The sequence below is a fragment of the Lysinibacillus sp. BS3 genome, assembly GCF_039614735.1.
Lineage (GTDB): Bacteria > Bacillota > Bacilli > Bacillales_A > Planococcaceae > Lysinibacillus > Lysinibacillus capsici.
The window spans coordinates 512,601-536,358 of the sequence record NZ_CP154860.1 but is presented as its reverse complement, the minus strand read 5'-3'; the positions used below and the strand labels follow the sequence as shown (position 1 = coordinate 536,358).

Annotated in this window: 23 protein-coding genes, 2 pseudogenes and 2 riboswitches; of the genes and pseudogenes, 19 read left to right on the top strand and 6 right to left on the bottom strand. The window is 41.1% G+C overall.

Going from position 1 to position 23,758, the window contains the following annotated elements:
* The first annotated feature begins 24 nt into the window (after positions 1 to 24).
* The 10 genes and pseudogenes from AAJG31_RS02740 to AAJG31_RS02695 all read left to right on the top strand — a co-directional run bounded on the left by AAJG31_RS02740 (position 25) and on the right by AAJG31_RS02695 (position 7,458).
* A pseudogene (locus tag AAJG31_RS02740) lies at positions 25 to 470 on the top strand (urease accessory protein UreE).
* Positions 412 to 1,152, top strand: coding sequence for an urease accessory protein UreF (locus tag AAJG31_RS02735; protein WP_279494879.1), 741 nt, complete (start codon positions 412 to 414; stop codon positions 1,150 to 1,152). Before AAJG31_RS02740 ends, AAJG31_RS02735 begins: the two are co-directional and overlap by 59 nt.
* 17 nt (positions 1,153 to 1,169) lie before the next feature.
* Positions 1,170 to 1,799, top strand: coding sequence for an urease accessory protein UreG (gene ureG, locus AAJG31_RS02730; protein ID WP_054549250.1), 630 nt, complete (start codon positions 1,170 to 1,172; stop codon positions 1,797 to 1,799).
* Positions 1,792 to 2,598, top strand: a complete 807-nt coding sequence (locus AAJG31_RS02725; protein ID WP_279496326.1) for an urease accessory protein UreD — start codon at positions 1,792 to 1,794, stop codon at positions 2,596 to 2,598. The genes ureG and AAJG31_RS02725 overlap by 8 nt, the downstream gene beginning before the upstream one ends.
* 28 nt (positions 2,599 to 2,626) lie before the next feature.
* Positions 2,627 to 4,213 carry an ABC transporter substrate-binding protein gene (locus AAJG31_RS02720; RefSeq protein ID WP_279494881.1) on the top strand — a complete coding sequence of 529 codons (1,587 nt, stop codon included), beginning with the start codon at positions 2,627 to 2,629 and terminating at the stop codon, positions 4,211 to 4,213.
* A pseudogene (locus tag AAJG31_RS02715) lies at positions 4,161 to 4,457 on the top strand (hypothetical protein); the annotation flags it as partial. The gene AAJG31_RS02720 and the pseudogene AAJG31_RS02715, both read left to right, overlap by 53 nt.
* Positions 4,458 to 4,665: 208 nt before the next feature.
* Positions 4,666 to 5,166, top strand: a complete 501-nt coding sequence (locus AAJG31_RS02710) for an ABC transporter permease (protein ID WP_279494882.1) — start codon at positions 4,666 to 4,668, stop codon at positions 5,164 to 5,166.
* Complete coding sequence (locus tag AAJG31_RS02705; RefSeq protein ID WP_279494884.1) at positions 5,163 to 5,975, top strand: ABC transporter permease; 813 nt, start codon at positions 5,163 to 5,165, stop codon at positions 5,973 to 5,975. Before AAJG31_RS02710 ends, AAJG31_RS02705 begins: the two co-directional genes overlap by 4 nt.
* Complete coding sequence (locus tag AAJG31_RS02700) at positions 5,968 to 6,717, top strand: ABC transporter ATP-binding protein (protein ID WP_054549247.1); 750 nt, start codon at positions 5,968 to 5,970, stop codon at positions 6,715 to 6,717. The genes AAJG31_RS02705 and AAJG31_RS02700 overlap by 8 nt, the downstream gene beginning before the upstream one ends.
* Positions 6,718 to 6,723: 6 nt before the next feature.
* Entirely contained in the window at positions 6,724 to 7,458 is a 735-nt protein-coding gene (locus tag AAJG31_RS02695) for a dipeptide/oligopeptide/nickel ABC transporter ATP-binding protein (RefSeq protein ID WP_279494886.1), read from the top strand.
* 38 nt (positions 7,459 to 7,496) lie between these two features.
* Here AAJG31_RS02695 and AAJG31_RS02690 read toward each other — a convergent pair whose 3' ends face one another.
* Positions 7,497 to 7,886, bottom strand: a complete 390-nt coding sequence (locus AAJG31_RS02690) for a hypothetical protein (protein ID WP_279496328.1) — start codon at positions 7,884 to 7,886, stop codon at positions 7,497 to 7,499.
* Between the two features lie 110 nt (positions 7,887 to 7,996).
* Here AAJG31_RS02690 and AAJG31_RS02685 point away from each other — a divergent pair, with 110 nt between their 5' ends.
* Entirely contained in the window at positions 7,997 to 8,377 is a 381-nt protein-coding gene (locus AAJG31_RS02685) for a PH domain-containing protein (RefSeq protein ID WP_048395723.1), read from the top strand.
* Positions 8,378 to 8,540: 163 nt separating this feature from the next.
* Here the strand turns inward: AAJG31_RS02685 and AAJG31_RS02680 are convergent, their stop codons facing one another.
* Positions 8,541 to 9,308: a GNAT family N-acetyltransferase gene (locus tag AAJG31_RS02680; RefSeq protein WP_279494888.1), complete on the bottom strand. Its 768-nt coding sequence runs from the start codon at positions 9,306 to 9,308 to the stop codon at positions 8,541 to 8,543.
* A 211-nt stretch (positions 9,309 to 9,519) separates the two neighbouring features.
* Positions 9,520 to 9,704, top strand: a riboswitch (cobalamin riboswitch).
* 225 nt (positions 9,705 to 9,929) lie between these two features.
* Here AAJG31_RS02680 and AAJG31_RS02675 point away from each other — a divergent pair.
* Positions 9,930 to 10,685 carry a hypothetical protein gene (locus tag AAJG31_RS02675; protein ID WP_048395717.1) on the top strand — a complete coding sequence of 252 codons (756 nt, stop codon included), beginning with the start codon at positions 9,930 to 9,932 and terminating at the stop codon, positions 10,683 to 10,685.
* A gap of 117 nt (positions 10,686 to 10,802) precedes the next feature.
* On the opposite strand, the gene AAJG31_RS02670 is transcribed toward AAJG31_RS02675, so the two are convergent.
* Complete coding sequence (locus AAJG31_RS02670; protein ID WP_279494889.1) at positions 10,803 to 12,740, bottom strand: TetM/TetW/TetO/TetS family tetracycline resistance ribosomal protection protein; 1,938 nt, start codon at positions 12,738 to 12,740, stop codon at positions 10,803 to 10,805.
* Positions 12,741 to 12,922: 182 nt separating this feature from the next.
* Positions 12,923 to 13,110: riboswitch (cobalamin riboswitch) on the top strand.
* Between the two features lie 162 nt (positions 13,111 to 13,272).
* Here AAJG31_RS02670 and AAJG31_RS02665 point away from each other — a divergent pair.
* The 3 genes from AAJG31_RS02665 (at position 13,273) to AAJG31_RS02655 (ending at position 17,052) form a co-directional block, all read left to right on the top strand.
* Positions 13,273 to 14,265: an ABC transporter substrate-binding protein gene (locus AAJG31_RS02665; RefSeq protein WP_131520306.1), complete on the top strand. Its 993-nt coding sequence runs from the start codon at positions 13,273 to 13,275 to the stop codon at positions 14,263 to 14,265.
* A 52-nt stretch (positions 14,266 to 14,317) separates the two neighbouring features.
* Positions 14,318 to 14,995 carry a precorrin-3B methylase gene (locus AAJG31_RS02660; RefSeq protein ID WP_066036835.1) on the top strand — a complete coding sequence of 226 codons (678 nt, stop codon included), beginning with the start codon at positions 14,318 to 14,320 and terminating at the stop codon, positions 14,993 to 14,995.
* Between the two features lie 68 nt (positions 14,996 to 15,063).
* On the top strand, positions 15,064 to 17,052 hold the full coding sequence (locus tag AAJG31_RS02655; protein ID WP_279494891.1) for a S9 family peptidase: 1,989 nt from the start codon (positions 15,064 to 15,066) through the stop codon (positions 17,050 to 17,052).
* A 174-nt stretch (positions 17,053 to 17,226) separates the two neighbouring features.
* On the opposite strand, the gene AAJG31_RS02650 is transcribed toward AAJG31_RS02655, so the two are convergent.
* Together AAJG31_RS02650 and AAJG31_RS02645 are read right to left on the bottom strand one after the other, a co-directional pair.
* The gene (locus AAJG31_RS02650) at positions 17,227 to 18,423 is read right to left on the bottom strand and encodes a class I SAM-dependent rRNA methyltransferase (protein ID WP_066036833.1); all 1,197 of its coding nucleotides are present in this window, start codon (positions 18,421 to 18,423) and stop codon (positions 17,227 to 17,229) included.
* A gap of 62 nt (positions 18,424 to 18,485) precedes the next feature.
* Positions 18,486 to 19,403 (bottom strand): alpha/beta hydrolase, encoded by a 918-nt coding sequence (locus AAJG31_RS02645; protein WP_279494892.1) that lies wholly within the window; start codon positions 19,401 to 19,403, stop codon positions 18,486 to 18,488.
* Positions 19,404 to 19,563: 160 nt separating this feature from the next.
* Between AAJG31_RS02645 and AAJG31_RS02640 the strand changes: the two genes are divergently transcribed.
* Positions 19,564 to 20,040 (top strand): dihydrofolate reductase, encoded by a 477-nt coding sequence (locus tag AAJG31_RS02640; protein WP_054549236.1) that lies wholly within the window; start codon positions 19,564 to 19,566, stop codon positions 20,038 to 20,040.
* Between the two features lie 43 nt (positions 20,041 to 20,083).
* Here AAJG31_RS02640 and AAJG31_RS02635 read toward each other — a convergent pair whose 3' ends face one another.
* Positions 20,084 to 20,719 carry a hemolysin III family protein gene (locus AAJG31_RS02635; RefSeq protein WP_115674432.1) on the bottom strand — a complete coding sequence of 212 codons (636 nt, stop codon included), beginning with the start codon at positions 20,717 to 20,719 and terminating at the stop codon, positions 20,084 to 20,086.
* 275 nt (positions 20,720 to 20,994) lie between these two features.
* Between AAJG31_RS02635 and AAJG31_RS02630 the strand changes: the two genes are divergently transcribed.
* From AAJG31_RS02630 to AAJG31_RS02620, 3 genes are all read left to right on the top strand, one after another.
* On the top strand, positions 20,995 to 21,837 hold the full coding sequence (locus AAJG31_RS02630; RefSeq protein ID WP_066036831.1) for a DegV family protein: 843 nt from the start codon (positions 20,995 to 20,997) through the stop codon (positions 21,835 to 21,837).
* A 400-nt stretch (positions 21,838 to 22,237) separates the two neighbouring features.
* Positions 22,238 to 23,167, top strand: coding sequence for a GDSL-type esterase/lipase family protein (locus tag AAJG31_RS02625; RefSeq protein WP_227744879.1), 930 nt, complete (start codon positions 22,238 to 22,240; stop codon positions 23,165 to 23,167).
* A gap of 4 nt (positions 23,168 to 23,171) precedes the next feature.
* Positions 23,172 to 23,753, top strand: a complete 582-nt coding sequence (locus AAJG31_RS02620; RefSeq protein WP_048395694.1) for a YpmS family protein — start codon at positions 23,172 to 23,174, stop codon at positions 23,751 to 23,753.
* Positions 23,754 to 23,758: the final 5 nt, after the last annotated feature.

The window sequence follows — 23,758 nt, the reverse complement described above, 5'->3', positions numbered from 1 at the left end:
AAAGAAAAAGAGGAGCTAAACCATATGTTAATAGAAAAAATTATTGGCAATATAGCGAATGAAGAAGAACATCCACAAAAGGCAACGGAATGGATTGAGCTAGAGTGGGAGGAATTAAGCAAACGCATTCTTCGCACAGCAACGGATCAAGGAACAGATATCGCTTTACGTATAGAGGGTGAAGAGCCTCTACAATATGGTGCCTATTATTCGAGGATGAGCAACGACGAATTGCAATTCGTACAAAATTGGAGCCAGTTATCGTCATTACACCAAAAGATATGTATGAAATGGGGAAAGCTGCCTTTGAATTGGGCAACCGTCATACTCCTAGCTTGATTGCAAACAATGAAATCATCGTACGAGCAGATCATACGATTAATCCATTATTAGATGAAATTGGGGTGCACTATGAAACAACTGAACGACGCTTTAAGCAACCGTTCAAATACCGTGGACACGCTCACTAATTTATCCTTATTACAATTATTGCAAATTCATGACTCCGCATTTCCAATCGGTTCCTATACACATTCCTATGGTATGGAAACGTATATTCAGGAAGATATCATTCGCACAAAGGAACAATTAGTTGAGTTTTGTCAGGTCTATTTATTTCACAATGTAGTTTACGGTGATGCAATTCTTATACAAGAGGCATTCCATGCAGCTAAAAGACGAGATGTTGCTCATCTTATTGAGCTCGACCAACTTTGTGGGGCAATGAAGCTAGCGAAAGAATCTAGAGATGCTAGTGTCAATGTAGGGAAGCAATTTATGCGAACAGTAGCCCCTCTAATGGAGAGTCCTTTTTTATTGCAATGGAAAGAGAAGATTGACCATGAAGAAGTAAAAGGCCATTATGCAGTTCTCTATGGGATTTATTGTGAAGCACTAGGTGTGAACGTTTTTCATGCAATCATGACCTTTATGTACGCATCAATTAGTGGTTTAGTGCAAAATGCTGTCCGTGCTGTACCCTTTGGTCAAAATACAGGTGTGCAAGCATTACATGAGCTATTAGCCCCTGTGGAGGAAGCAGCCGAAACGGTGTTGACGTTAACAATGGATGATCTAGCCAATAATGCACTAGGTATTGAACTGGCGTCCATGAAGCATGAATTTTTATTTTCGAGATTATTTATTTCATAGAAAGCGAGAGGATATACATGAAACCAGTACGTATTGGTATCGGTGGGCCTGTTGGATCAGGCAAAACATCTTTAGTCGATCAATTAACACGGGTAATGCATGAACACTACAACGTAGCTGTCATTACCAACGATATTTATACAAGAGAAGATGCGCAGTATTTAATCACAAACGGTGTGTTAGCAGAGGAGCGAATTATTGGAGTAGAAACAGGTGGTTGTCCACATACAGCCATTCGAGAGGATGCATCCATGAATTTTGCTGCCATTGATGATTTGAATAAGCGCTTTCCTAATTTAGATATTATATTTATTGAAAGCGGTGGCGATAATCTATCGGCAACATTTAGTCCTGAGCTCGTGCATGGCTATATTTATGTGATTGATGTGGCAGAAGGACAGGACATCCCACGTAAGGGTGGTCCAGCGCTAACACGTTCAGATTTATTGCTAATTAATAAAACTTCGCTAGCTCCTCATGTTGGGGTTGATCTGGAGCTCATGGATCAGGACGTGAAAAAAATGCGTAGTGGACGTCCATATATTTTTGCGGATGTTCGCTCCCAAACAAATGTTGATAAGGTGGTTGAATGGATTCAGCACCATTTGTTACTTGAAGGTGCCGAAGCAGTTGAAGAAGATGTTTAACCCTAGCAAAGTTAATCATTTTGGCAAATTAGAGATGGCCTTTGAACCGAGACGGGGCTATACACGACTGGTTCATGTGTACCAGCAACCCCCATTAAAGGCCAGTCGTGAACTATACGAAGGCAATCATCCAGCAGCCACCGTTTTTATCATGGAATCCTCAGGGGGCATGGTTGCGGGAGATCGCAATGAAATTACGGTTACACTAGCGCCAGATAGTCAGGTGAAGCTAAAGCAACAATCAGCATTAAAAATTTACCCTTCCCACAATGGTGAGTTTTGTACACAAGCTATAACGGTGGAACTTGCAGAGCAGGCGAGATTAGAATGGCTCCCTGAAGTGACGATTCCATTTGAACGAGCAAAATTTCAGGTACATACAACCATTCGTATGAAGGAAAGCTCGACATTGATCTGGGGAGAAATTGTTGCTCCAGGTAGAGAAATGCGAGGAGAAATCTTTGACTATCAAACATTCCAATCCAAATACAAGATCTATGTAGAGGATACTTTGATAGCTTATGACTCGTTGCAGTTTAAGCCGCAGGAGATGAATTTTGCCAAAATCGGCTTGCTTGAAAAGGCACGCTATATTGGTTCTTTGTGGATTGTCTCTCCATCGGTTAACAAACTTCAAATAAGGGATTTACAGGATCAAATCCAACAGGAAAAGTCCCTTCAGGCGAGTGTGACAAAATTGACAGATCAAGCCATTCATTGTAGATGGCTTGCCAAGGAGCAACGAACACTTCACAAAGAAATAAACCGCATGTTCGAGTACATCGCAGCATTGCTGTAATTTCTGTTGTGATAAAGGAGATAGTAAATTGAAAAAGTTTTCCGTATTGATACTTTTGATGGTGCTAGCGGTAGTTTTTGTGGGCTGCTCGTCTAATCAAGGAGGAGAGAAACAACCGACAGCTACATCATCTGCCCAGGCAAATGAGCTTGTTTTTGCCTCAGAGTCTGAGTTTGCAGGCTTAAATCCTCTTTTGGAGGAAACCAATTTAGATGCCTTTTTATTTAGAGGTCTGATGCGCTTTGATGAGCATAATGTACCCATCAATGATATTGCTCAAAGTATTAAAATATCAGATGACCAGATGACTTATACCATTTCGATTCACAGGGATGTAACCTTCCATGATGGGCACCCATTAACGGTGGACGATATTATGTTTACCATTAACAGTATTTTGGATGATGCAAACGGTTCTTATTTAAAGTCTGATTTTAGCCATGTTGCGTCAATGGAAAAGGTCAATGACATGACGATGACTATCCAATTAGACGAGCCATTTACACCGCTATTAGACAAATTAACGGTGCCAATTTTACCAAAGCATGCCTTTGAGGGGCAAGAGATGAGAACCGCTACATTTAACCAGCAGCCAATCGGTGCGGGTCCGTATATGTTTGAACAATGGGACAAAGGGACAAGCCTGACACTAAAGGCATATCCATCTTTCTTTGGCACAAAAGCTTCTATCGAGAAAGTAATTTTTAAATTTATCCCCGATAGTAATGTGCGTGCGCTCCAGCTAAAATCGGGTGAGGTCGATATAGCGTTACTAGACCCGAATCAGGTAGAGGAGCTATCGAAGGTTGAGCATTTAAAGCTATACGAGGTGGAATCAGCAGATTATCGCGGTGTTCTCTTTAATATGAAGTATCCTATTTGGCAAGACGTTGCTGTTCGCAAGGCCATTAGCTATGGGACAGATCGTGCAGGTATTGTCAAAGGCATTTTACATGGATACGGTACAGAAGCATACTCACCGCTACAAAAGCATGCCTTTGTAAACGCCAACATTGAGCATTATAAATATGACCTTGATAAAGCAAACGAGCTACTTGACCAAGCGGGCTGGCAACTAGCTGAGGATGGTTTCCGCTATAAGAATGATCAAAAATTAGCATTTACTATTACGGCACCTATTACTGACACAGTGCGTGTGAACATGGCTAATTATGTGGCAGAAGGCTATAAAGAAATTGGGGCAGATGTGCAAGTAGCTGCACTCGATTGGAGCAATATTGTCATTGAAGAAACAGAAGCCTTTATGGTTGGCTGGGGAAGCCCGTATGATGCTGACCATCATACGTATAGTCTCTTCCATTCTGGTGAATCCAGTCTCACAAGTGCTGGCTACAATTACGGTAGCTATAACAATCCGAAAGTGGATGCATTGCTAGAGGAGGGGCGTACAACCGTTGATCCTGAAAAACGTAAGGAAGTCTATGGGGCATTACAGGAGGAGCTAGCACAAAATCCACCATTCGCCTACTTTGCCTATGTGGATGCTGTGTATGGTATTAATCAGCAGATTAGTGGCGTCAAAGAGCGCATTTTAGGTCATCATGGGGCAGGCTTCCTCTGGAATGTCGAGGAGTGGAAATGGCATGATCGCTAAATGGATCGGGAAGCGCGTGATAATGGGGACAATTGTCCTCATTATCGTGAGCTTCCTCTCTTTTTTCCTGATGCATGCGGCTCCTGGTAATCCAGCTGCAGCGTATTATGGTGGCAATGCCCAAACGTTATCGACAGCGGAGAAAGAACGCATTGAAACAGCTTTTGGTCTGGATCAACCGATACTCTATCAATATGGTGTGTGGCTCCGTGAAGCGATGCAAGGAAATTTAGGCTACTCGGCAAAAGAAGGCAGACCAGTAGCGACAATTATACAAGAACGTTTACCAAATACATTACAGCTCGTTGTTGGAACTTTAGGCATCGTAGCCATTGCCTCAACATGGCTCGGCTTACAGGCAGGCATGAAGGAGGGTTCGTTATTAGATCGCGGACTTTCCTTTGTAAGTATTGCTAGCTCAGCCATTCCTCCATTTTGGCATTTTATTCATCATGGTGTTCTCTGTACAACTAGGCTGGTTTCCTTCATCGGGGATGAAGGATGTACGAGGGGATGGCGGCCTTGTGGACCGACTATACCATATGGTTCTTCCTTTATCGGTCCTTGTACTGGCACATGTCGGGGTATTCGCACGTTTTTTACAGGAAAATGTGAAGGCAGAGAAGCATCGTTATTATGTAGAGGTGGCACGTGCCAACGGAGTACCAGAGCGAGCTATTCGTAAGATGATTTTACGCAATGCCATTATTCCATATATCAATTATGTCGGTGTGACCATCCCATCATTTTTTGGAGGATCCATCGTGGTTGAAACATTATTTGGCTGGTCAGGCTTAGGTCAGCTTTTAGTGAAAGCAGTGATGGTAAAGGACTTTCCAGTGCTGATGGGTGCCATTTTAATCACTGGCGTAGTAGTCGTTATCTGTTTATTTGTGATTGATGTCCTCATGATTTGTCTCAATCCCCGCTTAAGAAGAGGGGGAATCGTATGAGAAAAGAGCAAAAAATGCTCATCTTTTGGCTAGTGATTCTTGGTCTTTTAGTAGGCTTCACCCTATTTTCCTCATGGTTAGTGCCTTTTGAGCCAAACGCGATGGATATGAATCATATTTATGAAGCACCTAATGGAACACACCTCCTTGGCACAGATCAGCTAGGTAGAGATGTTCTTTCCCGCCTACTCGTTGGTGGTAGAGTGACCCTTTTTATCGCTACGTTATCGGTTGTTCTATCCAGCATAATTGGCATTATCTATGGCGGTATAAGTGGCTATTTCGGTGGAGCTATTGATGCAGTGATGATGCGTATACTAGAGGCATTTTTAACAATTCCATCTTTAGTGATTGTGCTTGCTCTTCAAGCGATTATGCAAGGAAGTGTATGGCGCATGGCAATGATTATGGGGTGCACAGGCTGGTTTGTCACTGCCCGTATCGTGCGCTCTGAATTTATCCGGTTGAAGGAATTAGAGTTTATCCACATGGCGAAGATGTTCCGCACTCCGCTGTGGAAGATTCTTTTTCGTCATTTATTGCGTAATAGTCTTCCCGCCATTTTTGTCGTGACGATATTTAATTTTGCTGGTGTTATTTTTACGGAAGTATCCTTAAGCTTTTTAGGTATCGGTGTTCCACCGTCCATTCCATCGTGGGGGACGATGCTCTATACGGCACAAAATGATTTACTTGTCGGGGCTTGGTGGATGGGCCTTTTTCCTGGGATGTTCATTTTCGTAACGATTTTATGTGTGCAAGCTATTGGTAGTAGATTTAAGCAGAGAGGGGGACAGACCCATGTTTAAAATAGAGCATGTTACTGTTCGAATAAACGAAAAATTTATATTGAACGATCTCTCGTTTACGGTGCCAAAAGGTCAGATTACCGTGATGATAGGTGAAAGCGGTAGTGGAAAAAGCACCATGCTCTCTGCCATTCTAGGCATGCTTCCAGCGCAAGCAACAGTTGAAGGCTCAATCTTTTTTAATGGAAGAAATATAGTGGAATTAGCAAAACAGGATCAATCTGTACTACGCCAAAGGCACTTCTTTACGATTTTTCAGGATGCTGCTAATAGCTTTTCGCCAACGCAAAAAATGAAACAGCAATTGTATGGATTAACTGCCTTACGGATGGGGCAGACAAAGGCAGTATTTCTAGCTAAAATGAAGCATATTGTACAGGATTTACATTTACCAGCAGATGTGTTGGAGCGCTATCCCTTCGAGCTTTCAGGAGGGATGCTACAACGCTGTATGCTTGCCTGTGCTCTCTATCTGGCGCCAGCTGTTTTATTAGCGGATGAACCAACCTCTTCCTTAGATATGCTGCATCAACAGGAATTTATTCAACAATTGAAAAGGCTTCATACACGGCTAGAAACAACCGTACTCTTAATTACCCATGATTTAGATGTAGCTGCTTCCATCGCGGATTTTATCCTCGTCATGAAAAATGGAGAAATTGTGGAGCGAGGGCAAGTAACAGAAATCTTTGAGCAGCCTAAGCATCCATACACTAGGCAGCTAGTAGCGCATCATTTTTAGGAGGAGGTGTGGGCTTTGTTACTTCAGGTTCACAATATTTGTAAAAGCTATCGAAAGGGACGCCCAATATTAAATCATATTCATCTTACTGTAGGAAAAGGGGAAATAGTCGGCTTAGTAGGAGAAAGTGGCAGTGGCAAAAGCACATTGGCCAAAGTAATTATGCAGCTAGAAGCTCCTGAAAAAGGGGCAGTATACTTTCAACAGCAACCAATAACCAAGCATCGTCGCGCAGCTTTTTATGACAGCTGCCAGATTATTTTTCAAAATGCAACAGCCGCTTTAAATCCCATGTGGACTGTAAGGGACCTATTAAGAGAGCCGCTTCAGCATAAGCAACCTATAACGGACACCTATTTACAGACCATGCTGGAGAAGGTCAAGCTACCCACAGATATCTTACATGCCTTGCCCTCTGAGCTAAGTGGCGGAGAAAAACAGCGAGTTAATTTATTACGATCCCTTTTGGTCGAGCCACAATTAATCGTATGTGATGAAATTATTTCAAGCCTAGATCGCTTGATTCAACGAGAAATCGTTGATTTATTAAAGACCTTGAATAAAGAAAGGGCAATGGCCATTCTCTTTATCTCTCATGACTTAAAGGCTGTTTCCTATTTATGCGATCGCATTTATGTGATGAAGGCTGGAACCATTGTTGATGAGAGCAACAAAGAGAATAACGGCTTTACCTTCACGGACAGCTATGCAAAAATGCTGTTTCAGGCAATGGATCATTGATTTGGCAAAACACTTCCTTTGAAGGGGAAGTGTTTTTTTTATGAGTGAACTAGCGCAGCTAATTTTTCAGTGAACTCCTCAGATATTGTGTAGATAGTATGCGTATCCTCGACATGCATCAAACTACTGTTTTGCCCTTTATCACCTAACCAAAGATGATAGCGATATTTGTTTCCTGCCTTGTCCACTATTTGTACATCATATTCTGGCGAAGCCATATTGACAACACCCTCGTTTTTGACTGTTGTTGCAATGGCTTGTTGGAATAGTGTAAGTGATTCTTCATCCGTATATTCTTTAAAAAAATCAGTGTTCACCTTGTTAAATTTAGCACCAATAGAAATGCTGACCTTAGCTAATTTATCATCTGGTTTTTCATTACATCCTAGTAAAACAACGGCTAGTAGAGACACTAAGGCAGCTATCATTATTCGCAACCACTCACCCCCTCTATAGGCTAAATAATACCACCATTTCCTGTCGTAGCTCTCACTTCTTTGTAATACATTAAATAAACGAGAGCGAAAGGGGACAGATAGTGGGCTTATTTGATGGATTGATCGGCAATGCAAGCGAGGTGAATTTAGAAAAACTACAGGAGGAGGTCCATAATTTATTAATTCCAAACGAGACAGTCAAGAACGCCTATAAAATTATTAGAGACACGTTTATTTTTACCAATAAACGATTGATCCTCATTGATAAGCAAGGAGTGACTGGCAAGAAAACAGAGTATCATTCCATTCCCTATAAAAATATCGTTCATTTTTCAGTCGAAACAGCTGGAACATTTGATTTAGATGCAGAGCTTAAAATATGGGTGTCTGGCAGTCCATTACCGATTCAAAAAAACTTCAATAAGGCGACAAATATTTATAAGGTGCAAAGCGTCTTAGCACAGTATGTTTTGGGGACGTAATGAAGGTGCTAATAGTACGTGTGCACAACCAAAAGCCCGCAGATTTGCGAGGCTTTTTTGTCGTGCCGGGAAGGGGTCGGTGTAACGGATTTTAAGTTGGCTTCATGATTACGGTAAGCTCGAAAATACTGTCAAGTGTAAATAACAGCGCCTTGCCGAGACCTTATTCAAATACAATCATTTCTCCGACTTCTTTAAACCCGAAGCGTTTATAAATATTTTTTCCATCCTCTGATGCCTGTAAGACTACGGGCTTTTGCTTATCGATTGTTTGACTGAGTAGGAATTGAAACATCTCACTGCCATAACCCTTGCCCCTATACGCATCTTTTGTCATCACATCATAAATCCCATAGCTATGTTTACTGTCGATTAATAATCCCGTAGCGATAGGTACTTCCTTTATACAACCAATAAACATGCGAGCATTTGATGCTAGTTTTTCCTGTGAGAATTGATGAAAGTAAATTTCTAATGCATCTCTTTCTGCTGTTTCTCCAAATAAACTTAGAAAAACTTCCTTATATTGTAGAAGCTCTTCCTTGTTACTTACTTCTGTGATGGTAAGATAATTGGAAATTCGTGGACCTGTGTGAAGTGTATGGTCAAGCTTCATCATCATATTTCGTTCAGCTTCCTGTAAATTGCAGTCTTTTATCAGCTGTAGCCAATCATCGCTTAGATAGTTGGCATCCACCCACGTGCTGAAGGGAAGTTTATTCACAATGAAATGATTAATCCTTTGTTTAAGATGATTTTCCTTATGAATTATAGGCGATTTCGCTACTAACAAATTAAATGTATCAGTTGGAATATTTGTATTGGCTATGACAAAATGAGCTTCCTCTATAATTTGTCCAGAAACGGCTCCAGTAAATAGTTTCATTTTTTCCTCTAAATTACTCGTTACTAATTGTTGACTTGTTTTCATATTTTTCATCCTTCCACTATTAGAAGTTCACTATCTTTCATTATAAAGTCAATGAAAGATAAAAAATACGCAGTTCACCTTTTTTATATCCCCCTCTAACTTTATTAGTAGTTTGGAAAATATTGTGATATTTGACTTTAGAAAAACACTACTTTACAATTGATTTTAGTAATCTAATAGGAATGTGCATATACTCATTCCTATGACAACTGAATAGCGTGTAGTAAGAGGTGTAAATTGCGTGCAATTTGCTTAAAAGGGAAGTCGGTGCGAATCCGACACTGTCCCGCAACTGTAAATGTGAGCGACTTTTCAGTATCCACTGTCTTTGGACGGGAAGGAGAAAAGAAGCGATGATCATGAGTCAGGATACCTGCCTGTTACGAGTACACACCATAAACCTACGAGGAATAGGAGGTGGCATGTTGACAAAACAGAATGCTCTGTTCGTCACAGTACGTCAAACGCCCATAGTAAATGAAAGGGTTCACAATCGAACTCGTTCACACATACTTAGGGTTTGTTTGGCATTGTGTGATGAAAGAAGATAAAATGAAGGATTTCCTCAAAAGTAGGGAGTCCTTTTTGTTTTGAAAATATGTACGCAAAGGGGATGCACGTATGACAAATATTCATGTAACGACAACGTTGGAAACGCCTTATGAAGATCTGAACATTTGTAAGCAACCACGAACAGAAGTTGCCAAGAAAGCGAAAACAAGAATGGTGGTCGAGTCTCTGATCGATCAATTATTAGCAACGAAGCTGATTCGCAATGATCGCTTCTTTGAGCAAATCTTATATAATAAAGAAATTATTTGGATACAAAATGGGGATGTGGACGGTCATCTTTTAGCGAAAGCAGCCATAGCAGATGAACTAAAAACAAAGACGAATAGTTTTATGATGTACATGCCGACCAATCCGATTGTCTATGAGGTCAACGGAGAAGCGTATCACTTAATTACGCGCATTGATTCTACACGCGCAAAGCCCAACCTCGACCGTCTATCATTGGAGCCAAAGCCTGTTTTAAGTGCCGCTCGTGTCAATGACTTATTATGCTCGATTGTCATGCGCTTTTACGAAACATATTTATATGATTTAGCATCTCATCATGACAAACTCATTGCATTTGTGCAGCAGGAATATGCCCAATTTATTGAAGCGGTGCAAGCGTTAAATGATTATCATTTCAACTGGCATCCACGTGGCAACGGTCACGAGCTTTTACTGCAATTAATTGATCATCTACAACTATTAAAAAGTCAACCTGGTAAGGTACTAATTGATTTTACGAACAAGCATGACTATGTAATAGTTGAACCCGCATATTTGTTGGACAATCCAACAAAGAAAGCTGTCGGTGCACTATAAAAACAAGCCCTCCATTTTTTGGAGGGCTTGTAATATCTTATGGCAGGGTAGAGATATATTGATGCCCAAGCAAGAAATACCCGCGGAAATACCCGAAGCGAGCAGGCTCATCCCATCCTACAGGCAATGCATGGCTGCCTGTGCTTCTTGCCATGGAACCGAATATCCTTTGCCCTTAGCACAAAAGATACTAGAGGAACTATACTCAGGGTCGGCATTTCTATCGTAGCCAATCTGTGCAATCACATCCTCTGTATTATGGCACACATCATAGCCATCAAATTGGAGTGTGAGTGCACCTTTCCCATTTGTATAGGCGGCAAAGGTTGTACTGTAGCTCATTAAAGTGGCAACAGGTGCACGACCTGTTAGGATAACATCCGTTTCGGATAAAATCGGGTCATCGAACGTGCCAGCTGCTTGCTGAATATCAGTCATCATACGACCGATAAAGTCATTTGAAGCTTTCATTTTAAAGCGATAATAGGGTTCAAGTAGGACATTTTGTGCCTGCTCCAGCCCCTGACGCAGGGCACGGAAACTGGCTTCACGGAAATCTCCCCCCGATGTATGTTCATTGTGCCCGCGACCTGTTAGAAGTGTAAAATGAATATCTGTTACAGGGAAGCCTGTCAGTAGCCCATGATGGTCACGCTCAAACAGATGCTTTTCAACAAGGCGCTGATTGCCTACAGATAAATGATCGGCATGACAGGCATTGGTGAAGGTATTACCTGTTCCACGTGGATTTGGCTCCATTAATAAATGAACTTCTGCATAATGCTTGAGGGGCTCGAAATGACCATAGCCCGTTACGGTCGTCGCAATGGTTTCCATGTATAAAATTTGCGGCTCACCAAAGGAGACAGCTAATGAAAAACGCGTCATTAATACCTCTGTCAGGACCTCCAATTGAATGGCACCCATAATATGCACATGGATTTCCTGAAATTTTTCCTGCCAGACCACACGCAAGGACGGTTCTTCTGCTTCGAGTAAACGGAAAATCTGTAGCACTTCCTTGATATGCTGATCACCCTCATATTGAACCTTTGCCTGTAAGGTTGGGACAAGCTCATAGGGCTGTGATAGCATCGTTGTACCGATTCGATCCCCAATGTTTGCCTGGCTCAGTCCTTTGACAGCGAAAATTTCTCCTGCCTCTACCTGTTGAACGGTCTCAAAGCGACTGCCGTTATAAAGGCGAATTTCGGTCACTTTTTCTGTTACTTCGTCAAATGAAAATTCATCTCGTACATGCAACGAGCCCTTGGTTGCCTTCATAAAGGTTAAACGCTGGTGCCCATCATGACGAATCTTAAAAACCTCGCCCTCAAACGGGGCATCCTTGTCAAAATGGGAAGCCGTTAACAGCGGGAGCTGGTCAAGAAATTCCTGAATGCCCTCATCCTTTAAGGCCGAGCCAGCAAAGCAAGGGAAGGCACATTCATTTTTAATCATTTCCTTTAATTGAGCAAGACACTGTTCATGCTCCAATGACTCATTTAGAAAGGCATCAAGCAATTTTTCGTCGCGCTCCGCCAGCCATTCCATAATATTATTTGATACATAGTCTGCTCGCAGTGGCTCATCGATGAACAATACATGCTGAGAGCAATCTTTGCGAAGCTGTCTGATGACAGCCTCCATATTGGCACCCTCACGATCCATTTTATTGATAAAGAAGAAGGTAGGGACATGGTATTGACGTAAAAGTTGCCACACTGTTTCTGTATGGCCCTGTATCCCTTCGACAGCGCTAATGATAATAATGGCATAATCCATCACACGAATAGCACGCTCCATCTCAGGGGAGAAATCGACATGCCCTGGCGTATCAATCAATGTGTATGTATCATCGCCAATATTCATGCGCCCTTGCTCGGCAAATATCGTAATGCCTCGTCTGCGCTCTAGCTCATGATGATCAAGAAAGGTATCCTGATGATCAACTCGCCCCCGTGCTTGAATACTATTTGTATGAAAAAGCACTTGCTCAGAGAAGGTCGTTTTTCCTGCATCCACGTGCGCAAGTACACCTATTGTTTTGTACATAAGAAATCCTCGTTTCTATAGAATGCTATCTTTTTATTGTAACAGAATACTAGCTTCTATATTTCTTGTAAAATAGTTCGTCTTTATGTCAAAATAGTGCTAATATAATGATGATTATACTTTTAGTGTCATACTACTGATTGCGCGATAAATTTTCTTCTGCTAGTCTATCAATAGTATTGACCATTATAGAACGTATTGGTGCAAATGGCATTTGTCATTTGCTTAAAAGGGAAATCGGTGCAATTCCGATGCTGTCCCGCAACTGTAAATGGGGAGTCTATACAGCATGCCACTGTAGTGAAACTATGGGAAGGCGTATAGATGATGAACCTAAGCCAGGATACCTGCCAGTATGTATTTTTTGACTAAGAACCACGAGGATGGGGATAGTGATGAAGGTAATGATACCGTTATTTCACTATGCTACTCTCTTGGCGACAAGAGGGTTTTTTTATGCCCTTCCAACTACCTTAGTAGTAAAGAAGTCTCTGATTTCTTTCTATATTTTAACAGCAAAGGAGAAAAGGACATGAAGAAATGGAAAAGTATATGGCTGATGATGATCATTGCCTTGGTCGCTGTTTTAGGGGCTTGTAACGCAAAGGACAAAACGGAATCAGCTGCACAAGGTGAAAAGGTTGAGCCATCTGAGGCGGCAGCAGAAGTAACCATTGAAAATAATGACACAACGCAAACATATACGGAAGCACCAACAAAAGCGATTAGCTTAAATCAACATGTGACAGAAATTATGCTAGCACTTGGTTTAGAGGATTCTATGGTAGGGACAGCTTACTTAGATGATAAAATCTATGAACCACTGCAAGAGGCATACGATAAGGTCCCTGTTCTTTCCGATCAATACCCAACGAAGGAGCAAGTCATCGATGCCGAGGCAGATTTCCTATATGCTGGCTGGAAAAGTGGCTTTGGCGAAAAGGGTGTAGGCACACCAGAAGAGCTTGAAGAATTAGGCATCCATACGTATTTACATACGGCTTCCAACATGACAAAGCCAACAATAGAGGATATTTTCACTGATATTCGCAATATCGCGAAGATTTTCCGTATTGAGGATCGTGGCGAAGCTTTAATTGAGCAAATGACGAAAGATGTAGAGGCAGTACAAGCTAAATTACCAAAAGATAGCGAAAAATTACGTGTTCTTGTGTTTGATAGCGGTGAAAAGGATGTATTTACAGCTGGTCAAAACTTTATGAATGAGCTTGTGACAATCGCGGGTGGACAAAATATCTTTGGTGATGTGGAATCAGGCTGGACAACTGTGTCGAAGGAAGATGCAGTAGACCGCAACCCAGAGGTAGTTGTCGTGATTGATTACGGTGAAACAACGGCAGACCAAAAGATCCAATTCTTAAAAAATGATCCAGCCTTAAAGGAGATGGAAGCGGTCAAAAATGAGCGCTTTGTCATCCTGCCACTTTCAGCAGCGTCTGAAGGGGTTCGTGCGGCAGAGGCCATTGAAATTTTAGCAAAGGGCTTCTATCCTGAAAACTTTTAATCCATTCGAGCTAGCGTTTTTGCTAGCTCCTTTTTTATAAGGAGCGATAAAAATGAACGCATTTCAAAAAAATGTACCAGATCAAACATTTGAAACACTGAACCGTCATGGTGAGTTTACCCGTCTAGCCGTTAGCCCTGGCATTATTAATAAGCATTATACTCCTGCACAATTCCAAAAAATAGCCGAAATTGCTGGCGAAAAGGGGGCGATAAAATATTCTGCTTCCTATAGTATACTCGTATCCATACCAACGTGCGATGCCACGGAAGCGGTGCAAGCCTTACAGGAAGCAGGTCTTTATGTTGCTCCCTCTGGTTCAATCATAGCCATGAAGGCCTGCGATTTTTGTGATGGGGAGAAAATGGAGGCTGCTCCGATAACCGAACAGCTCTATCATGCCATAGAGGGGATGAAGGTACCTGCAAGAGTGCGTGTCAATATTAATGGCTGTGCATCAGCTTGCTACAATGCAGTCTATGATGATATTGGACTCGTTTACCAACAAGAAAGCTTTGATGTCTATTTAGGGGCAGTACCAATGGGAGCAAAGGCACAGGCAGGCACGTTATTCGCTAAGAGGGTAGACGTCACACAAATTGAAGATTTTTTACTGCACCTGATAAATCTTTATAAGGAGCATGCTCGCCCAAATGAGCCCTATTATAAATTTTATCGCAGAACAAAGTCAGCGGAATATTGGGAACTAGTAAAAAATTCAATTAAATAGAGGAATATTACTTAGGGTGTCGAAGTATTGTAGTAAGACAGAAAATTACAATACAAAGGAGCAAGAACATGACATCGAAACAAGGGATTCAACCAGAAGATCTTTATCACTTAAAATCAGTAGCAGATCCACAGCTTTCACCAGATGGGACAGAGGTAGTTTATGTAGAGACTCGTATGGACGAGAAGAAAAACGACTATATATCGAATTTGTTTTACATAAACTTGAAGGACAAAACACCACAGCAATGGACATTTGGTGAAGATAGAACGAGTTCCCCTGTTTGGTCACCAGATGGCAGTCAAATTGCATTTTTGTCAACGAGAACAGGTAAGTCGCAAATTTATGTTCTTTCGAAAGCAGGTGGAGAGGCAAAACAGGTGACACATTGTAAAAATGGAGCGACCTCCCCTGTCTGGTCACCATGTGGCAAGAAAATTGCTTTTTCAGTCGTGCTAGGGAAAGATGAAACCATCCTAGATAAAGCGGAGGATGAGAAGAAAAAGGACAAAGAACTAAAGCCACTAGAAATCGAGAAAATGAAACACAAATCGGATGCTGGTGGATTTATTGATAGGGAGCAGTTTACCCATATTGCCATTGTCAATGTGGCATCAGGAGAGCTAGAACAAGTGACAGAAGGCAAAGAGTACTGCCATCTGGGTACTTGGTCGCCAGATGGCAAATACCTTACGTACTTAGCAGATAAGGCAGAGGATTTAGATTTCTCATTTAATGTGGATATCTATTTATTGGAGTTAGAATCTAAGCAGAGTCACAAGCTAACAGAAGGTTCGGGTGCTTATTACCAAACAGCTTGGTCTCCGAATAGTCGCTATCTTTCTTTTGTAGGTGGAGAACGTGAATTTGAAAATGCCACACAAGCAAAGCTTTGGATTTATGACATGGAGCAAAAACTACTAAACTGTGTAACAAGTGAATTTGATGCACCTGTTGGTGATTATGTCATCGGTGATTTCCTGCAAGGTGTAGCGTCACCACGTGTGCAATGGATGAATGATAATCATAGCTTCTACTTCCAAGTCACAGATCACGGCAATGCGGCGATTTATTACGGAAATGTAGATGGCGAAATTTACCCAGCTATCCATGATGATCAATATGTCTATGGCTTCTCACTTGATGCGCAAAACGATCAGGCTATTGCGGCTATTAGCACAACGACCAATCCAGGCGATCTGTTTTATGTGAACCTAAAAACAGGTGACAAAGAACAGTTGACGTCCATTAATGAAGATTTTTTAAAAACCAAAACATTAGCTGTTCCAGAGAGTATCGAATTTGAAGGTGCAGAAGGCTGGAAGGTCAATGGCTGGATTATGAGGCCAGTTGGCTATGAAGCAGGGAAGAAATATCCTCTCATTCTTGAAATCCATGGTGGTCCGCATGCAATGTATGGTAATACCTACTTTAATGAATTCCAAATCCTTGCTGCACAAGGCTTTGCAGTGCTTTATACGAATCCGCGTGGTAGTCATGGCTATGGCCAAAAATTTGTGGATGCAGTACGTGGCGATTATGGTGGTAATGATTATGCGGACTTAATGGCAGCGGTAGACTACGCTCTGGAGCACTATGATTTTATTGATCAAGATCGTCTAGGTGTAACTGGTGGAAGCTACGGTGGTTTTATGACCAACTGGATTGTGGGCCATACAAATCGCTTTAAAGCTGCTGTGACGCAGCGCTCCATTTCGAACTGGATTAGCTTTGCTGGTGTCAGTGATATCGGCTATTACTTTACAGACTGGCAAATTCAAGCAGGACTCGATGATATAGAGAAGCTATGGCATCATTCGCCACTGAAGTATGTAGACAAAGTGGAGACACCATTATTGATTTTACATGGTGAAAAAGACTATCGTTGTCCAATTGAGCAGGCAGAGCAATTGTTTATCGCCTTAAAATATCATAAAAAACAAACAAAGTTCGTGCGTTTCCCTGAGGCGAATCATGAACTTTCAAGAAGTGGAAAGCCCACATTACGAATTAATCGACTTGAATATATCCGTGATTGGTTTGTGAAATATCTATAATCGGGTGGCCTAAGAAGAGAACATCTTCTTAGGCTACTTTTAATAGAAAGGCTCTGTTTGTTTATAACGTTTCAATCTTTTGGAACCTTTATTGTAGAGGTACCGAACCTCCTTAGGTAGAATCAACTTTTCCTTACATAAAAAGAATCACACCTTGGTGTGATTCTCGATTGGTTAGTCGATTTTCTGGATGAACACGACCTTCAGATAATTAAATTCAGGGTATTCACGTGGTACACGGAAATCCTTCGGTAAACCGTATTCCTCGACAATTTTATAGCGTGTACGAGTCTCTTTAAAGGCTTGGTCAATAAAGCCTTTGAACTTTTTCATGCCAAAGCTGGCATTATTTGTGGAAGCCACAATGATGCCGTTTTTAGCGGTAATGGCAATCGTGTCCTTTAGTAATTTAGGGTAGTCCTTTGCCGTTGAAAAGGTCATTTGCTTCGTACGTGCAAAGCTAGGTGGGTCTAATACGACAAGGTCAAACTGTAAAGCATGGCGTTGTGCATATTTAAAATAATGGAAGACATCCATGACTTTTATATCCTGTGCCTCATAATCAATATGATTGACACTAAATTGCTCAATCGTTTTGGCTAGACTGCGCTTTGCCACATCTACACTCGTTGTCTTGATGGCTCCTCCTAGAGCGGCTGCCACAGAAAATGCTCCTGTATAGGAAAATGTATTCAGCATGTCTGTATTGTTGGCATAACGCTCACGAATAGCCAATCGTACCTCACGTTGATCGAGGAAAATCCCTGTCATGGCGCCATCGTTTAAATGCACCGCATAGGTCATACCATTTTCCTTCACCATGATAGGAAATTCTCCTGGCGTGCCCATTACAAAATCATCTTGCTCGATATATTGTCCTTTGCTATCAAAGCGTTTTTTCTCATAAATCGCTTGGTAGTCTACTGTCTCAGCAAGCGCCTCATACACCACTTCTTTAAATGAGTAAATGCCCTCACTATACCAGCTTACCATGTAGTAGCTGTTAAAAAAATCAATCGTAAGACCGCCGATGCCATCTCCTTCACCATTAAACACACGAAAGGCTGTTGTGTTTTCATTGCTAAAAAATGCAGCACGATTGTCGATGGCTTTTTTGAATTTTTTTATAAAAAAAGCTTTATCAATTGTTTCATTCGTATCGGTCGTTAGCACCCAGCCAATCCCTTTGTTTTGGATGCCGTAGTAACCTGTTCCAATAAAACGGTTATGATGATCCATGAGCCTGAGGAGTGTTCCTTGCTCAGTAGGTAAACGTCGTGCATCAACCGCATCCTTTGAAATAAGTGGGAAGCCTTTTTTTAATTGATCAGAAAAGGGCTTTTGTATTTGTAGAGCTATTGTTTGTGTCATAGTGTCATCCTTTAAAAAACGTTTTGCTCTATTATCGCACTGTTTGCGCGGGATAGCCAAACTTATTTCAGGAATTGCGCAATTTTTGTCACGGTTTCAATCGTTGCTTCTTCAAAATAATTCATTTTACTGAAATAACTATGGATTAAACCTGGCATTGTAATATGTTCCACTACCACACCAGCAGCCTTTAACTTTTGTGCATAGCTTAGACCCTCATCAAAGAGAACATCTGCCTCTGCAGCTATAATGAATGTTTTCGGCATGTTACGGACTTCCTCTAGCTGAAGAGGGGACACAAGTGGATTTGTGAAGTTTGCTTTCTCTGTATAGTGATGAGAGAACCACTGCATGGCTTGTGTATCTAAGCCGTAATCTTCACCATATGCCAGATAAGATACTGTTGAAAAATCGACATTTGTGACAGGATAGATGAGTGTTTGAGCGTGTAACGATGGTCCCTCTAGTGCAGTAGCTAAGTATGCAACCACAGTAGCCAAATTTCCGCCAGCACTGTCCCCAGCAACTGATAATCGACTTGCATCGCCACCTAAGGCTTCCATATGATTGTGCACCCATACTAAGCTATCGTAGGCATCATGTAAGGGTGTTGGGAAAGGATATTCAGGTGCTAAGCGGTAATCCACTGATACCACAATCGCCTGTGCCTGGTCTGCTAATAACTGGCAGCCTGCATCGACAGATTCTAGATTGCCATAGACCCAGCCTCCACCATGATAATAAACAATAACAGGTAATGTTTTACCGAGAACAGGCGTATAAAGCCGAACTGTAATTTGTTCGCCATTTCGCACTGTAATTTTGTGATCCTCAATGGATGCTAGCTTCGGTTTGTGTGCAGATTGCCATTGTGTAACCGTACGCATGGCTCTCGCTTCCTGAGGTGAAACTTTGTAATAAGGTGTACCAGTACGCTGAGCTTCTAGATATTGAACAGCTTCTTTTCTTAAAGTTATCATCTTCATCATTCCTTTATTGAGAGGTTTGTTATTCCTATTATAAACTATTCATATAATTTTACTAGGATTTAGGTGTAACAAATGTTTATTTATTTAAAAATAGGTGAAATAAGCGCATTATGTTTATAATAAAAGGGACGAAAGTATTTGGAGGGACAGTATGATTTCTTTAATTGTGGCACATGATGACAATCACGTCATCGGATATAACAATGGGATGCCTTGGCATTTACCTGGGGATCTGCAGTATTTTAAACAAAAAACAATGGGCAAGCCTATGATTATGGGACGTAAAACATTTGAATCCATCGGTCGACCACTTCCAGGGCGACGCAACATCGTCATTACCCGTGACGAAAACTATCAGGCAGAAGGTATTGAAATTGTGACTAGCTTGGAAGGTGCTTTAGCGCTAGCTGGAGATGTACCTGAGGTGATGATTATTGGCGGCGAGCAAATTTTCCGTTTAGTGATGGAGATGGCTGATCGCTTGTATATCACCAAAATTAATCATGCCTTTCAGGGAGACACCTATTTCCCGAGCTATGAGCAAGATTTTGTTCAAGTCTCTTCAGAGGAGCCTGAAACAGCACCAGAAGGTTATACATTCCAATATCAAATTTTTGAACGTAAATAAACGAAAAAGCAATCGCTCCCTTTACAATGAGCGATTGCTTTTATTATAGATAAAAATAAACACACGCATACATGGAGGCACAGCCAGCTAGCACAAAGAGATGCCAGATTGCATGGTTATAGGGCAGAGAGCGCCATGCATAAAAGATGGCTCCAATCGTATAGAATAGCCCACCTGCTAGCAGTAAAGCAAAGCCATGTAAACCTAAATACAGATAAACGGGCTTAATGGCAAATATAATTAACCAGCCCATACCAATATAAAAAATTAATGAAAGTACTTCAAAGCGATTAATAAAGAAACATTTAAACAATACACCAAGCACAGCCAATGACCAAATAGTACATAGTAGCGTCAATCCAAGGGAACCACCAACGGCAATTAATAAAAACGGCGTATAGGTGCCGGCAATTAAAATATAAATGGACGAATGGTCCAAAATAGCGAAAAAGTGTTTATATTTTTCTGGCATACTGTGTAGTAATGTAGACATTAAAAACAGAATGATGACAGACGCACCGAAAATGCTGAAGGTTGTAATATGTAGGGCATTTCCTGTTTGTACGGCTGCTAACAGTAGAACAACCAGTGCTGGAATACTAGCAATGAAACCAATACCGTGTGTTATGGCATTCCACAGCTCTTCCCTCCATGATTTATAGTCAAATGAATCAACCATTTGAAACACTCCTTTCGTTCATACATTTACTATACCCCAATAATTTATAGATGAACATTTACATTTGTCATATAGTTCATATCAAAAATGTCATAAGCCTGTCATATTCTTTGAGGGGCATTGATAGACAAGAGGTAGGTGAAAACGCTATAGTATCCAAGGTAGCGTTTACATGCTAGCTAGGACAGAGCTTTGCCTAATGACAAATGTCATGTTTACATAATGATTCATTAGTCTATATAATAAATTTTAATGAAGTAAAAGGATGTGTCGAAGTGAGACGAATTCATATAGTAACGGACTCAACTTGTGATTTAACAAAAGAAGAAGTAGCACAACATGGCATACATATCGTGCCTTTAACGATTCAAATTGATGGTCAAACATATACAGATGGAGTGGACTTAGAGCCACAATCTTTTTTAGGCTTAATGAAAAATGCAAAAAATTTACCGAAAAGTTCACAACCAGCACCAGGTAAATTTAAGGAATTATATGATGAGCTCGGTAAAGATGGCGATCAAATTATCTCTATCCATATGACTGGTGGTATGAGTGGCACAGTAGAATCAGCTCGTCAAGCAGCTCAAATGACAGATGCCGATGTGACAGTCATTGACTCACGCTTTATCGCGATTGGTTTAGCTATCCAACTACGAGAGGCCATCCGCATGCGAGATGAAGGCGCCACTGTGGAGGACATCGTGACACGTTTAGAGAAGGTACGAGACAATACACATTTATACGTTATTGTAGACACGCTCGAAAACTTAATCAAAGGCGGTCGAATTGGTAAAGGCACAGGCTTTATCGGTTCCCTCCTAAACATCAAAGTCATTGCCAACCTTGAAGGTGGCGTATACAATCCTGTGTCAAAGGTACGTAGTCATAAACAAGTAGTTAATTTTTTATTTAAACAATTCCAAGCAGATACAGCTGGAAAAACAGTTAAGGCAGTCGGCATTTCCCATGCAGATGGCCTAGTAACGATGGGCAACCCATTAAAAGCGCTAATCGAAGAAACTGGCTTTAACGATGTTGAAATTGCCTTTACATCTCCAATCATCTCGACACACACAGGTCCAGGAGCAATTGGTTTTATTTATTTTGCAGAATAACAGGAAGGAGCTACTACATAAGTAAATGTAGTGGCTTTTTTATTATGCGTGGATCTCCTAGCAGGATGAGCGGATTATTCAAAGATGAGCAGTTTTTGTTTAGCTGTGATCAGTTTTCAACTAACTATGAGCTTGAGCGGCTTCAATTAAATAGTAATCGTTTTGAACAGTAGCTTCAATCAAACAGTGATCACGTTGCCATCAAAAATAATCAGACGTTCTACTAATTATCATCCCTTCTGCATAAAGGCACACTGTATAAACACACATTTTTCCATACATACACCTGAGGAAATTTGGCAAGCACACAAAATTATGGAGAACTAAGGGGAAGTCACTTTTCATTGCGGCATGAACTATTCTATAATAGAAGTAATAGAAAGGGATGGAAGGTGGTCAAATGGACATTTGGCGATTTATGTTGTCATGTTTGACCGTCTTTGTACTAAGTGGTTGTGCAATATCAATCGATGAACCGAATCCGCAAGCAGAACCTGAAGGTGAGCAAGCAGGAACGGAGCAAGATATACCGCAGGATGAGCAACAAACAGAAGATGAGGAAAAAACATCTAAGAATATGTTGACGCAAATTTTTGAACATTTTTTTGAGCCATCAGCAGAGGATTTATCGCAAATTGATGAAGAACAAGCAAAGCAACTACATTACTTGGCACTGGGAGATTCGTTGACAGATGGTGTCGGTGATGAGTATAGTCAAGACGGTTATGTTGGAAGATTAGCAGATTCATTGCTCGCATGGCCTTCGATTTCGGATGTAGAGGTTGATAATCGGGGCAAACGTGGCAGACGCAGCGATCAGCTACTAAAATTAGTGAAAAAAGGGCATTATGATGAGGAGCTGCAAGAAGCACAGCTAATTTCCTTAACAATGGGTGGCAATGATGTCATGAAGGTCGTCAGGCAGGATTTATTTAACCTGAAACGTGATGCTTTTGATAAGGAATTACTAGCATACAAGGAACGTTACAGCAAAATCGTAGAAGGCATTCGTGCTAAAAATCCGACAGTGCCCTTATTACTCATTGGTTTTTACAATCCATTTTCGATTGTAACCAATGAGGCGAATGAATTTGATACGATTATCACAGAATGGAATAATGTGATAGAGGAAGTAGCCAGCAAGGATTCCAATGCTTGTTACGTATCAGTGGAAGATTTGTTTGATTCAAATGAAGAGCTCGTCTATCATACAGACTTTTTCCACCCGAATGCAAAGGGGTATGAAAAAATGACAGAGCGTATACTAGCAGCAATGGAGCAGTGTGGTATGGAAAAAAAGATTAACAAGGCAATAGGCTTCGAGGAGTGACAAAATGAATAAATGGAAAGTCGCGTTTTTCGCCTTAGCGGGCACAGTGCTTTTTGCAATCCTCCTCGTCGTTTTTTTAGCAACTAGACCAGTGGATGGCGTCCATGTTGCGAAGAGTTCAGCAGGTGAAAGTGAAAGCAAAGGAAATGTACTCGTGGTGCAAACCACAACAAAGGAATTAGAATCGATCTCAAAAAAATACCTAAAGGATGCAGCGAAAGGCTCACCTTTACCACTTGATTTCACAATTGGGGATGATATTCAACTACGTAGCACACTGACGGTATTCTATACGGAAATCCCCATTTCCATGAATTTTGATCCTATTGTGGATGACAAGGGGAATATTATTTTAAAACAGACAGGCATGAATGTAGGGTTATTAAACATTCCACCAGAAACGACAATGAAAATCATGCGCGATTCGGTGGAATTTCCCTCATGGATTACCGTGAATCCGAATAAAGCAGAAATATATATTGATTTATCGCGCATTAATATTGCCTCTGGTTCACGTGTACGTGCTAAAGAATTGGACTTACCAAAGGATAAAATCTTATTGGAAATTATTGTTCCTGGTGAATAAGGAGT

Coding starts and splice junctions, on each gene's coding strand:
- AAJG31_RS02635 (WP_115674432.1), bottom strand. CDS start 20,719: ATGGTTGATTCATTTGACTATAAATCATGGAGGGAAGAGCTGTGGAAT.
- AAJG31_RS02625 (WP_227744879.1), top strand. CDS start 22,238: ATGGACATTTGGCGATTTATGTTGTCATGTTTGACCGTCTTTGTACTA.
- AAJG31_RS02735 (WP_279494879.1), top strand. CDS start 412: ATGAAACAACTGAACGACGCTTTAAGCAACCGTTCAAATACCGTGGAC.
- AAJG31_RS02650 (WP_066036833.1), bottom strand. CDS start 18,423: ATGACACAAACAATAGCTCTACAAATACAAAAGCCCTTTTCTGATCAA.
- AAJG31_RS02655 (WP_279494891.1), top strand. CDS start 15,064: ATGACATCGAAACAAGGGATTCAACCAGAAGATCTTTATCACTTAAAA.
- ureG (WP_054549250.1), top strand. CDS start 1,170: ATGAAACCAGTACGTATTGGTATCGGTGGGCCTGTTGGATCAGGCAAA.
- AAJG31_RS02675 (WP_048395717.1), top strand. CDS start 9,930: ATGACAAATATTCATGTAACGACAACGTTGGAAACGCCTTATGAAGAT.
- AAJG31_RS02645 (WP_279494892.1), bottom strand. CDS start 19,403: ATGATAACTTTAAGAAAAGAAGCTGTTCAATATCTAGAAGCTCAGCGT.
- AAJG31_RS02690 (WP_279496328.1), bottom strand. CDS start 7,886: ATGATAGCTGCCTTAGTGTCTCTACTAGCCGTTGTTTTACTAGGATGT.
- AAJG31_RS02710 (WP_279494882.1), top strand. CDS start 4,666: ATGGTGTTCTCTGTACAACTAGGCTGGTTTCCTTCATCGGGGATGAAG.
- AAJG31_RS02660 (WP_066036835.1), top strand. CDS start 14,318: ATGAACGCATTTCAAAAAAATGTACCAGATCAAACATTTGAAACACTG.
- AAJG31_RS02705 (WP_279494884.1), top strand. CDS start 5,163: ATGAGAAAAGAGCAAAAAATGCTCATCTTTTGGCTAGTGATTCTTGGT.
- AAJG31_RS02670 (WP_279494889.1), bottom strand. CDS start 12,740: ATGTACAAAACAATAGGTGTACTTGCGCACGTGGATGCAGGAAAAACG.
- AAJG31_RS02665 (WP_131520306.1), top strand. CDS start 13,273: ATGAAGAAATGGAAAAGTATATGGCTGATGATGATCATTGCCTTGGTC.
- AAJG31_RS02725 (WP_279496326.1), top strand. CDS start 1,792: ATGTTTAACCCTAGCAAAGTTAATCATTTTGGCAAATTAGAGATGGCC.
- AAJG31_RS02620 (WP_048395694.1), top strand. CDS start 23,172: ATGAATAAATGGAAAGTCGCGTTTTTCGCCTTAGCGGGCACAGTGCTT.
- AAJG31_RS02640 (WP_054549236.1), top strand. CDS start 19,564: ATGATTTCTTTAATTGTGGCACATGATGACAATCACGTCATCGGATAT.
- AAJG31_RS02680 (WP_279494888.1), bottom strand. CDS start 9,308: ATGAAAACAAGTCAACAATTAGTAACGAGTAATTTAGAGGAAAAAATG.
- AAJG31_RS02700 (WP_054549247.1), top strand. CDS start 5,968: ATGTTTAAAATAGAGCATGTTACTGTTCGAATAAACGAAAAATTTATA.